Source organism: Homoserinimonas sedimenticola (genome assembly GCF_026094475.1).
GTDB classification, from domain to species: domain Bacteria; phylum Actinomycetota; class Actinomycetes; order Actinomycetales; family Microbacteriaceae; genus Homoserinimonas; species Homoserinimonas sedimenticola.
In genome coordinates, this window is the sequence record NZ_JAPELL010000001.1 from 920,798 (window position 1) to 931,831 (window position 11,034).

At 70.3% G+C, this 11,034-nt stretch carries 11 protein-coding genes; 9 read left to right on the forward strand and 2 right to left on the reverse strand.

Annotation, left to right across the window (positions count from 1 at the left end; translation table 11 throughout):
• The first annotated feature begins 73 nt into the window (after positions 1 to 73).
• From OH146_RS04295 to OH146_RS04325, 7 genes are all read left to right on the forward strand, one after another.
• The gene (locus OH146_RS04295; RefSeq protein WP_265157697.1) at positions 74 to 1,234 is read left to right on the forward strand and encodes a hypothetical protein; all 1,161 of its coding nucleotides are present in this window, start codon (positions 74 to 76) and stop codon (positions 1,232 to 1,234) included.
• A 4-nt stretch (positions 1,235 to 1,238) separates the two neighbouring features.
• Positions 1,239 to 1,940, forward strand: coding sequence for a DUF4129 domain-containing protein (locus tag OH146_RS04300; protein WP_265157700.1), 702 nt, complete (start codon positions 1,239 to 1,241; stop codon positions 1,938 to 1,940).
• A complete protein-coding gene (locus OH146_RS04305) occupies positions 1,937 to 3,088 on the forward strand; it encodes a DUF4350 domain-containing protein (protein WP_265157703.1) in 1,152 nt (383 codons plus the stop codon). The genes OH146_RS04300 and OH146_RS04305 overlap by 4 nt, the downstream gene beginning before the upstream one ends.
• Positions 3,089 to 3,131: 43 nt before the next feature.
• Entirely contained in the window at positions 3,132 to 4,130 is a 999-nt protein-coding gene (locus tag OH146_RS04310) for an AAA family ATPase (protein ID WP_265157706.1), read from the forward strand.
• 16 nt (positions 4,131 to 4,146) lie between these two features.
• Positions 4,147 to 5,487, forward strand: coding sequence for a DUF58 domain-containing protein (locus OH146_RS04315; RefSeq protein ID WP_265157709.1), 1,341 nt, complete (start codon positions 4,147 to 4,149; stop codon positions 5,485 to 5,487).
• 100 nt (positions 5,488 to 5,587) lie between these two features.
• On the forward strand, positions 5,588 to 7,045 hold the full coding sequence (locus OH146_RS04320; RefSeq protein WP_265157712.1) for a sensor histidine kinase: 1,458 nt from the start codon (positions 5,588 to 5,590) through the stop codon (positions 7,043 to 7,045).
• The gene (locus OH146_RS04325) at positions 7,045 to 7,722 is read left to right on the forward strand and encodes a response regulator transcription factor (protein ID WP_265157714.1); all 678 of its coding nucleotides are present in this window, start codon (positions 7,045 to 7,047) and stop codon (positions 7,720 to 7,722) included. The genes OH146_RS04320 and OH146_RS04325 overlap by 1 nt, the downstream gene beginning before the upstream one ends.
• An 83-nt stretch (positions 7,723 to 7,805) precedes the next feature.
• Here the strand turns inward: OH146_RS04325 and OH146_RS04330 are convergent, their stop codons facing one another.
• Both OH146_RS04330 and OH146_RS04335 read right to left on the reverse strand, forming a co-directional pair.
• Positions 7,806 to 8,780, reverse strand: coding sequence for a hypothetical protein (locus tag OH146_RS04330; RefSeq protein ID WP_265157716.1), 975 nt, complete (start codon positions 8,778 to 8,780; stop codon positions 7,806 to 7,808).
• A 144-nt stretch (positions 8,781 to 8,924) separates the two neighbouring features.
• Complete coding sequence (locus OH146_RS04335; protein ID WP_265157718.1) at positions 8,925 to 9,920, reverse strand: stage II sporulation protein M; 996 nt, start codon at positions 9,918 to 9,920, stop codon at positions 8,925 to 8,927.
• 16 nt (positions 9,921 to 9,936) lie between these two features.
• On the opposite strand from OH146_RS04335, the gene OH146_RS04340 reads away from it, so the two are divergent.
• Together OH146_RS04340 and OH146_RS04345 are read left to right on the forward strand one after the other, a co-directional pair.
• Positions 9,937 to 10,794 carry an RDD family protein gene (locus OH146_RS04340; RefSeq protein WP_265157720.1) on the forward strand — a complete coding sequence of 286 codons (858 nt, stop codon included), beginning with the start codon at positions 9,937 to 9,939 and terminating at the stop codon, positions 10,792 to 10,794.
• 40 nt (positions 10,795 to 10,834) lie between these two features.
• On the forward strand, positions 10,835 to 11,034 hold a 200-nt coding region (locus OH146_RS04345), incomplete at its 3' end, for a hypothetical protein (RefSeq protein WP_265157722.1).

The following is an 11,034-nucleotide window of genomic DNA, read 5'->3' on the forward strand; positions in this document are numbered from 1 at the left end:
CGAGTATGCCAGCATGAAGGGCGGATGCCGCGCGCGTACGCCGCACCCGACACTCGAGCAAGGGGGAACCACCGTGGTCGACGGAACCGACAGCCACGGAACGCCATCCGCGAACCCGTGGACGCCGCCCGTCGAGGCGGCCGCCAGCGGCCCCGCCCCGTCCCCCTATCGCCCCGCCGCCAACACGCCTCCCCCGTCGTGGACGCCTCCCTCCCAGCCTGGGCTCGTGCCCCTGCGCCCCATGACCCTCGGCGCGATTCTCGGCGCATCCTTCCGCACCCTCCGCCGCAATCCTCGGCCGCTGCTGGGTCTCGCGCTCTCGACGCAGTTCCTCGTCGGCATCATCACGGCGGCCGTCATGGGAGCCGCCTTCTTCTGGATGTTCTCGCGCCTCGAGAACGTGAGCGCCGAGAACCTCGAGGAGGTCACGGCGGGGGGCATCTTCGCGCTCCTGCTCTCCAATCTCGTGCCCCTTCTCCTTGGCACAGCCCTCGTCGCGCTCCTGCAGGGCATCGTCGTGCTCGAAGTCGCGCGCGCGACGATCGGCGAGAAGCTCACCCTCCGCCAGCTCTGGGGCCGTGCGCGCGGTCGACTCTGGGCATTGATCGGATGGACGCTCCTCCTCATTGTCGCGGCGGGCGTCGCCATCGCGGTGCTGGGCGGCCTCATCGCCCTCTTCGTCGTGCTCCTCGGGGTCGTCGGGGTCGCAATCGGGGTAGGCATCGGCATCCTCGGCGCCATCGGACTCGTTGTGCTGGGGGTGTGGCTCGGCACCAAGCTCTCTCTCGTGCCGAGTGCCCTCATGGTCGAGCGTCTTCCCCTGCGCGCCGCAGTCTTCCGCTCCTGGCAACTGACCGACCGACACTTCTGGCGCACCTTCGGCATCCAAGCCCTCGTCGCGGTCATCCTGAGCGTCGCCGCCCAGGTCGTCTCCACCCCCGTCTCGTTCCTCATGCCGATGCTTTCGTTCATCGTGGACCCCAACGGCACCAATCAGGAGTTGGGCCTCGCCGTCGTCATGGGCGTCTACGCGCTGTTCCTCGCACTCCTCATCGTCATGACCTCGATCACGACGGTCGTGCAGTCGGCCACGAACGGCCTCATCTACCTCGACCTGCGCATGCGCAAGGAGGGACTCGAGCTCGACCTCTCCCGGCATGTGGAGGAGCGGGATGCCGGCCTGAGCGACCTGCAGGACCCCTTCCTGCCGAGAACCTCGCCCTCACGATCGTGACAGCATGACGCGCGCACTGCTCTCGACCGTCGATCGCGCGGCCGCGCCCTTCGAGATTCCCGTCGAACCCGACGCCCCGGAGGCGCGCGAGTGGCTCCTGCGGGAACTGTCGAACCGCGAGTACCTGGAGGCCCAGCCGAACTGGTTCGATCGCCTCGCGACCGCGCTGTGGGAGTGGCTCACCTCGCTGCGGATCGAGGCAGGCCCCGGCGGCCAGGGGCTCGGGGTGCTCCTCGTGGCCCTTCTCGTGCTGGCGCTGATCGTGGCGGCGTTCATCATCTTCGGCAGGCCCGCGCTCTCCCGCCGCAGTCGGGTGACGACAGAACTCTTCGGGGCCGAGGACACCCGGGATTCCCTCACACTACGCCGGGCTGCCGAGAGTCACGCCGCCCAGAAGCGCTGGGATGACGCCGTGACCGACATGTTCCGCGCGATCGCCCGGGGCCTTTCGGAACGCACCGTCGTCTCGACACTGCCCGGCACGACCGCGCAGGACTTCGCGGCGCGGGCCGCGAAGGCATTCCCCGACCACGGGGGCGAGCTCGCGGCATCCGCCGACGACTTCGACGGCGTGCGCTACCTCGAGCACCCGGCGACGGCGGAACAGTACGAGCGCGTGCGGGCGCTCGAGGCGAGCATTCGGGCAGCCCGGCCCCGCCTCGAACCGGGAGTAATGGCCGCGGGCGCGCAGGAGCCCGGCGCATGACCGTCATAACCTCGACCGTGCGCACGACAGCCCGCCGCTGGCTCTACTGGGGCGTCTTCGGGGCCGCCGCCCTCGTGATCGGACTCATCACCCTCTTCGCGAGCGGCGCCAACCGCCCCCTCGGCGTGCCCCTCGACCCCGACAGCGCGGGCCCCGCCGGCGCACGGGCGCTCGTGCAGGTGCTGCGCGAACAGGGCGTCGCGGTCAGCATCACGGAGACGCTCGAGAGCACCCGTGAGGCGATAGGCACGGATGCCGCGACCGTCGTGCTGCACGACCGCGCGGGAATCCTCGGCGAGACTTCCCTCAACCTAGACGGCCTGGGCGAGCACCTCGTGCTGATCGAGCCCGGCTACGACGCGCTTGAGCAACTCGCGCCGGACGTGGCGGCTGCCGGCTCGGTCTCGGGCGAGCTCGAGGCGGACTGCACGGTGGGCGCCGTCGAACGCGCGGGCACGGTGACGGGCGACGGCCTGGGTTACCGCTATCACGGTGACGATGCCGCGGTTGATGTATGCCTCGACAGCGGGGACGATGTCGCCTCGCTCATCCGCCTGGAGCGCGGCGGACAGACGGTGAGCGTGCTGGGGGCGGGCGCCGCCCTCAGCAACGAGCGCATCACCGAGGCAGGCAACGCGGCCCTCGCCCTCGGCCTCCTCGGTGAGCATGCCCAGCTGGTCTGGTACGTGCCGGGGGTCGGCGACCTGCCCGGTGAGGATGCCGCCTCCCTCACGCCCACCTGGGTCACCCCCGTGCTCGTGCTGCTCATCCTCGTGACCGTTGCCGCCGGTGTCGCCCAGGGGCGCCGACTCGGCCCCCTCGTCGTCGAGAACCTCCCCGTCGTCGTGCGGGCGACCGAGACGATGGAAGGGCGGGCGCGCCTCTATCAGCGCTCCTCCGCGCGGCAGCGCGCCCTCGACGCCCTGCGCGTCGGCACCGTGCAGCGTCTCGCGAGTCGCCTCCGGCTGCCGCGCACGGCGGGAGTGCAGGAGTTCGTGGACCTCGCCGCGGCCACCGCGAACAGGCCGGCCGCGTCCGTGCGGGAGCTCCTCGTCGACGCCGTGCCCCGCTCCGACAGTGAGCTCGTCGAACTCTCCGACCGGCTCCTCGAGCTCGAGCGCGAGATCGCGAGGGCCACCGCGCCATGACCCATGACATCCCCCGACCCGACCCCGATCGAGGAGAACACCGATGACCGAAGAGACCACGCAGGCGCCCACCACGTCGGCGGCAGCATCCGCCCCCGGGCTGCGGGACGACTTCGCTCGCGTCCGCGCCGAAGTCGGCAAGGCCGTCGTCGGACAGGACGGTGCCGTGACCGGGCTCATCATCGCGCTGCTGGCGGGCGGCCACGTGCTGCTCGAGGGCGTGCCCGGCGTCGCCAAGACGCTGCTCGTGCGCACCCTCAGCCGCACGCTGTCGCTAGGCACGAGCCGCATCCAGTTCACGCCCGACCTCATGCCGGGTGACGTGACGGGCTCGCTCGTGTACGACGCGCGCTCGGGCGACTTCGAGTTCCGGGAGGGGCCCGTCTTCACCAACCTGCTGCTCGCCGACGAGATCAACCGCACGCCCCCCAAGACCCAGTCGGCCCTCCTCGAGGCCATGGAGGAGCGGCAGGTCAGCGCGGACGGGCAGACGCGCCCCCTCCCCTGGCCCTTCCTCGTCGCGGCCACCATGAACCCCGTCGAGTACGAGGGCACCTACACGCTGCCCGAGGCGCAGCTCGACCGCTTCCTGCTCAAACTCGTCCTCGACGTGCCCGAACGGGACCACGAGATCGAGGTGCTCGTGCGCAGCGCCGCCGGGTTCAGCCCCCGCGATCTCGACGCCGCCGGTGTGGGCGCCGTGCTCACCCCCGAGCGCCTCGCCGCAGCGCAGCGCGAGGTCGCCGCGGTGGGGGCCAACGCCGACGTGCTCGGTTACATCGTCGACCTCGCCCGCGGCACACGCCAGAGCCCCTCCGTCAAGCTGGGCGTGAGCCCGCGTGGCACGACCGCCCTCCTCGGGGCGGCCAAGGCGTGGGCGTGGCTGAGCGGCTTCGACGCGATCACCCCCGACCACGTGCAGGCCATGGCGCTGCCCGTGTGGCGGCACCGTCTGCAGCTGCGCCCCGAAGCCGAGTTGGAGGGCGTGACTGCGGATTCGATCCTGCGCTCCGTGCTGCAGCAGGTGCGGGTGCCGATCTGATGCGGATGTCTCGCTAGTGGCACTCTCGATGCGCTTCGCCGCGCTGCTCGCCGTCGGCATCGTGCCGATCGTCGTACTGACGACGCTGAGCGACGGTGCCATCTCCCCGACGTGGACGACGCTCGCGTGGTTGGGACTCGTGATCGCGGCGGCCGCGATCGACCTTGCCGCGGCCGCCTCTCCGCGCCGCCTCATCGTCGAGCGCGAGCTTCCCGACCGCGTGCGGCTCGGCGAGCCCGTGCAGGCCCGGCTGCTCATCACCAATCCGGGCCGGCGCACCGCCCGAACCCTCGTCCGCGACGGCTGGCAGCCCTCCGCGGGGGCTTCCCCAGCGCGCGGACTACTCACGGTTCCGGCCGGCGAGCGCCGCGCGCTGACACTCACACTCACCCCGTTCCGCCGCGGGGAGCGCCGCTCCGAGCACGTGACGGTGCGTTCCTTCGGGCCCCTTGGACTCGCAGCCCGTCAGGCGAGCATCGGAGCACCAGGGGCCATCCGGGTGCTGCCACCCTTCCACTCGCGACGCCACCTTCCCTCACGCCTGGCCCGTTTGAGGGAACTCGACGGTCGTACGAGTGTCATGATCCGAGGGCAGGGTTCCGAGTTCGACTCCCTGCGCGACTATGTGCGCGGCGACGACGTGCGGTCGATCGATTGGCGCGCGACCGCTAGGCGGCACGATCCGACGACGGGTATTGGCCAGCGACTCGTCGTGCGCACGTGGCGCCCCGAACGGGATCGCCGCATCGTGATCGTGATCGACAGCGGCCGCACCTCCGCCGCGCGCATCGCGAATGAGGCCCGCATCGACACGGCGTTCGAGTCGTCCCTCCTGCTCGCGGCGCTCGCCCAGCGCGCGGGCGATCGCATCGACACGCTCATCTACGACCGGCGGGTGCGCGGACGCGTACAGGGCACGACGGGCAGCGACCTGCTGAGCCGCATGGTGACGGTCATGGCGCCCGTCGAGCCGGAGCTGATCGAGATGGACTGGTCCGCCGTGCCCGGCCTCGTGGCATCCGTCACCAACCGTCGCTCGCTCATTGTGCTCATGACCTCGATCGACTCTCCCGGCGCCTCCCGGGCTCTCCTCGGGATGCTCCCCCAGCTGACGCGTCGGCACAGAGTGCTGGTCTGCTCCGTGACCGACCCCGCCGTGGTGGCCGCCTCGCGCTCCCGCGGCGACCGCGAGGAGGTGTTCCGGGCGGCGGCAGCCGAACGCTCAATGCTCGACACGGCACGCGTCGCGGCGGCGATCCGGCAGCTCGGCGGCGACGTCGTCACGGGCCCCCCACCCGAGCTGCCCCCCGCCCTCGCCGACCGCTACCTCGCCCTGAAGGCGGCGGGCCTGCTCTGACGCGGCGCGCCCGGGGCGGAGAGCCGAGAGACGGTCGGCACGGCACGGATGCCACGGCTCCGGTCCCCACAGAATCGTTTGCGGCCCCCATAATGGGCACGTGAGGTTGCAGCGGATCATCGATGCCCTCCGATCCGTGCGCTCGCGCATCCTCACCTCCATCCTCCTCGTCACGGCACTCGGAATGACGGTCGCGGGCAGCTCCGCCTACCTGCTGCAGCGGGAGCGCGTACTCGCGGGCATCGATGAGAGGCTCACACAGACGGTCGAGGGCCTCCAGTTCATCGCCGATGGCGGCGAGACGGGCCAGCAGATCCCCACGACGGTCGCCGGGTTCCTCATGCAGGCGATGCAGCGGGTGCTCCCCGACCACACCGAGAGCACGGTCGGAATCATCGACGGGCAACCCGCGTTCGTCCCCTCCTCTGACCTCGCCTTCCGGCTCGACGACGATGAGGAGTTCATCGCGCGGGTCATCGCCGAGGCACATCCCGACCGGGTCGTCATGGGAACCGTCGAGGCCGAGGCCGGGCGCCTGCGCTACGCCATCATCCCCATCGCGATCGAGGGCGACCCGAGCGAGGGGCTCTACGTGAGCGCCTACAACCTCGACACCGAACTCGCCTCCATCTCGCAGGCCTTCGGCACCTACGCGATCATCGCCGGGGCCATGCTCGTGCTCGTCGGGCTCGTCGGCTGGGTCGTTGCGGGCCGTCTCCTGCGCCCCATCCGCGCGCTCTCCGAAACGGCCGACAGCATTACCGACACGGATCTCTCCCGTCGCATCACCGTGATCGGCCGCGATGACGTGAGCGACCTCGCGCGCACTGTCAACCGGATGCTGGAGAGGCTTGAGGCGGGCTTCCAGAGCCAGCGGCGCCTCCTCGACGACGTCGGCCACGAACTGAAGACCCCTCTCACGATCATGCGCGGGCATCTCGAGCTGCTCGACCCGAAGCGTCCGGAGGACATCGCAGAGACGCGCGAGATCGCGATCGACGAACTCGACCGCCTCACGACGCTCGTCGGAGACATCGCACTTCTCGCGAAGAGTCGCACCCCCGGCTTCGTGCATGCCGACGACGTGCCCATCAGCGACCTCACCTCCACTGTGTTCGCCAAGGCGCGGATGCTCTCGACCGCCCATGAGTGGTCCCTCACGGCACGCGCCGACACTCATGCCCGGCTCGACAGTCGCCGCATCACGCAAGCGTGGCTGCAGCTCGCCGAGAATGCCGCGAAGTACTCGCCGGAGGGCAGCGCGATCGAGATCGGCAGCGCCACCTCCGCCGACGATCAGGGCCGCGCGACCGTCGACCTGTGGGTGCGCGACTACGGGCCGGGCATCCCGCCCGAACATCTCTCGCGCGTCTTCGACCGTTTCACACGCGCCGACGAGGGGCGCGGCGTCGAGGGCTCAGGGCTGGGGCTCTCGATCGTCGCCGCCATCTCAGAGGCCCACGGGGGCACCGCCTTCGCCGTGAGCGGCGGCGTGGGCACCCGCGTCGTCATTCGTCTGCCGCGCAACCCGCGGCATCCGAGGGGAAGGAAGAACTGATGGCACGCATTCTGGTCGCGGAGGATGAGGAGCGCATCTCCTCCTTCGTGGAGAAGGGCCTGCGCGCCGCCGGGTTCGGTGTCGCGATTGAGAGAGACGGCCCCGGCGCACTCGCGGCGGCCCGCAGCGGGCAGTTCGACCTCATGGTGCTCGACATCGGCCTGCCCGGCTTCGACGGCTTCACTGTGCTGCAGCAGCTGCGCGCCGAAGGCAACTCGATGGCCGTCATCATCCTCACGGCACGCGACTCTGCCCAGGATGCCGTGGCTGGCTTCGAGGGGGGCGCAAATGATTACGTCTCCAAGCCCTTCCGCTTCGACGAGCTACTCGCCCGCGTGCGTGTGCGCCTGCAGGACACCCAGACGGAGACGCCGCGCGCCGACAGCCTCACTTTCGTGGATCTCGAACTCGACCTCAAGACCCGCCGCGTCCGCTCCGGCGGCGTCGAGGTCGACCTCTCCGCCCGCGAATTCGCGCTGCTGGAAGAGTTCCTCCTGCACCCCGAGCAGGTACTCAGCCGGGAACAGCTACTCAGTCGCGTCTGGGGCTTCGACTTCGATCCGGGCTCCAACGTCGTCGACGTGTACGTGCGCTACCTGCGCCAGAAGATCGGTCGCCACCGTCTCGAAACGGTGCGCGGCATGGGGTACCGGCTGACGAGCCGCCAACCGGCCTGAGCAGTGTGGAGGGCCGACGGACCCGAATCCGTCGGCCCTCATCCGAAGCGACCACCCCGTTGGCCGCTTCGCCATGGCGGAGGCTATCTACGTCCTCCACCACGCCTATCGCCCGAGTCGTTGCCTCGGCCTTCGCCGCGGTCGCTGCGGTCGCGCCCACCGTCACCGCGATCATCGCGGTCACTGCCTCGCCCATTGCCGCGTCCGTTGGAGCGGTCGTCGCCGCGGCTGTCGCCCTGCCAGCCTGGCTGTCGCTCAGACTGGGGAGCCGGGGCCGGCGCGGGAGGGGCGGGTGCAGGTGCCGGTGCAGGTGCCGGTGCAGGTGCAGGAGCAGGAGCAGGAGCGGGCTTCGGCTGGGGCGGGGAGACCTCGCGCTCCCCCTGGCGCCCCTCGTCGACGGCGGCACCGGTCTCTTCCCCACTGTTTCCTCGGCGTGGATGCTCACTGTCGCGGTCGATCGCATCCCAGTCGATCTTGCGCCAGACGCTGCCCCAGTCGACCGCGCGCCAGTCGACGCCGCCCCATCCGAGGCTGCTCCAGTCCTTGCTGCCGCTGCTGATACCAGCGCCCGCATTCGCGCGCGCCTCCGACGGCGACGCAGCGGGGCCGCGTGCTTGATGCTGAGCGGGCGCGGAATCCTGAGCGGGCGCTCGGCTCGGTGCAGACGCCTGCCCCGCCCTGGGCGCCTGATCCTGAGCGCGCGCCGACACCGAGGGGGCGTCGTCCGCTGGCGACACATCGGCCTCGGGCGCGGCGGGCGTCGGCGCGGCGGGCGGCACGCGGACCGCCTCGCGAGCGGAGGACCGCGGGGTCGTCGCTCGAGCGTCGGGCGAAGCATCCGCCCCCGGGTTTACTGACTCATCGCTCGCGGACTCATCGCTCGCGCTAGACGCGGGCAGCCTCTTGGATTTGTCGGCGGATGCGCCCAGGGCGCTGCCCGTCACACCGTCGACGCCGAGGATCTCGGCCGGGTCGCCGCTGCGCATGTTCCCGGCAACACTCGCGATGCCGCCTGCCAGGAGGCACGTGCTGAGCATCGCGCTTCCGATGATGGTCAAAGTCTTGTCGTGGCTCTGCACAAGGGATTCCTCTCGCGTCGTTGCGTCGGGCGGGTTGTGCGTGATTGCCCATCGTGTGCGGAGTCCATGAGACGGCAAGGGCCTCCGCATGAGAGGCCTCTCATGTGACGGATGTCGCGGGGTTCAGCCGGCGACGAGGCGCCGTGCGCCCGCCTCGAACTCCTCGAGGTCGCCCGTTTCCCCCGCAGCGAAGGCCCGGCGCCCCACGAGCCACTGGTAGGCGAGGAAGACGGCCAGCGCCGCCGCGCCGATGCCGATCTTGAGCGCCCAGGGCCAGTCCTGGCGGGTCACATAGCCCTCGATGACCCCCGAGAGCAGCAGGCCCAGCGTGACTCCCACCGCAACGGTGATGAGCGCACGCCCCTCTTCGGCGAGGGCGGTCGCCCGGGATCTCGCCCCCGGTGCGACCCACGACCAGAAGATGGCGAGGCCCGCCGCGGCAGCGACGAAGATCGCGTAGAGCTCAAGCTGGCCGTGCGGCGCGATGTAGAGGAAGAAGATGTCGAGGCGCCCGTTCTCCGCCATGAGCGCGGCCGAGAGCCCCAGGTTCTGGGCGTTCGAGAAGACGAGGTAGGGCACGAAGACACCCAGGATGCCGAACGCTATGCATTGCACCGCAATCCAAGCATTGTTCGTCCAGACGAGACCTGTGAACGATGAGGGTGGATGCTCCGAGTAGTAGGCGACGAAGTCCTCCTCGGCGAACTGCCGCCGGAACTCGTCGGAACCGAAGCTCGCAAGCACCCCGGGCGTCTGGAGCGCCCAGAAACCGAACAGTGCCGAGATGAGCACGGTTGCCCCCGCCACCGCGAGCGAGAGCCAGCGGATGCGGTAGAGAGCGGCGGGCAGCTGCAGCATGAAGAAGGTGGGCACCTGGCGCAGGACGTTCGTGCCAGCCCCCGTGAAGCGAAGCCTTGCCCGCGAGAGCGCGAGGGAGAGCCGGTCGGCCTGCACGGAGGTCCCCGTCGCCGTGCGCAGGGCGGAGAGCTGTGTTGCGCCCGCCTGGTAGCGCTCGATGAGGGCGTCCGCCTCGGGCCCCGAGAATCGACGCTTCGCCCCGAGGCGGGCGAGCTCGTCCCACTCCTCGCGGTGTGCTGCGGCATAGGCGTCGATATCCATCTGCTTAGATACTGGCATGTCGAGGGATTCCGCCGCAGCATCCGTCGCGGTCGTTCCTCCCGCCGAAGAAGAGCTCATCACCGGCGAGGCGGTCGCCCTCTTCCTGCGCCCCGCCGACTTCATCCTGCGGGCGGCGGGAGCCATCATCGACTGGGTCGCCTACCTCCTCATCTTCTTCGGGGTGCTCCTCGTCATCTCCTCGCCCATCGTCACCACCTTTTTCGACGAGGCGACCCTCACCGCCATCACGGTCGTGATGCTCGTCATCTGCGTCGTCGGCATTCCCACAACCGTCGAAACCATCACGCAGGGGCGCTCGCTCGGCAAGCTCGCGATCGGCGCCCGGATCGTGCGCGACGACGGTGGATCGATCTCGTTCCGGCACGCCCTCATCCGCTCCCTCGTCGGCGTCGTGGAACTCTTCATGACGATGGGCGGCATCGCAACCATCACCGCCATCCTCAATCCCCGCTCGAAGCGTCTAGGCGACCTCCTCGCGGGCACCTACAGTCAGCACGAGCGCGTCGCCAAGGAGACACCGCCCGTCTACGGCGTGCCCGTCGAGCTCTCCGACTGGGCGCTCACCGCCGATGTGGCGCGGATGCCCGGGGCTCTCTCCCAGCGCATCTCCCAGTTCCTGCGTCACGCCGCCGGCCACGCCGAACTCTCGCGTCGGCGCATCGCGGAGGATCTGGCGGCGGAGGCGAGCCGCTACGTCTCCCCCGTGCCCGAGTGCGATCCCGAGACCTTCCTCGCGGGGGTCTCCGCCGTGCGCCGTGAGCGCGAATATCGCGCCCACCGCGGTGAGCAGGAACGCATCGCCGCCCTCGAGCCCGTGCTCAGCGGCCTCCCCCACGGCTTCCCCGACCGCTAGTCGGGCCGAGGCGGCGAGCCGCGGGCGCTGGGCGCTGGCAGTGGCATCCGCTGCAACAACGCGCCGTTTCGCGGCGAGCCGCGGGCGCTGGCCGTGGCTCGCCGCAACAGCGCGCCGTTTTCTGCTCAGCGCGGCCGCAGAAAACACCGCGCAGTGCAGAAAACACCCCGCCGTGCAGAAAACACCGCGCCGTGCAAACACCGCGCAGTGCAGAAAACACCCCGCCGTGCAGAAAACACC

Coding starts and splice junctions, on each gene's coding strand:
- OH146_RS04335 (WP_265157718.1), bottom strand. CDS start 9,920: ATGGATATCGACGCCTATGCCGCAGCACACCGCGAGGAGTGGGACGAG.
- OH146_RS04300 (WP_265157700.1), top strand. CDS start 1,239: ATGACGCGCGCACTGCTCTCGACCGTCGATCGCGCGGCCGCGCCCTTC.
- OH146_RS04325 (WP_265157714.1), top strand. CDS start 7,045: ATGGCACGCATTCTGGTCGCGGAGGATGAGGAGCGCATCTCCTCCTTC.
- OH146_RS04310 (WP_265157706.1), top strand. CDS start 3,132: ATGACCGAAGAGACCACGCAGGCGCCCACCACGTCGGCGGCAGCATCC.
- OH146_RS04340 (WP_265157720.1), top strand. CDS start 9,937: ATGTCGAGGGATTCCGCCGCAGCATCCGTCGCGGTCGTTCCTCCCGCC.
- OH146_RS04305 (WP_265157703.1), top strand. CDS start 1,937: ATGACCGTCATAACCTCGACCGTGCGCACGACAGCCCGCCGCTGGCTC.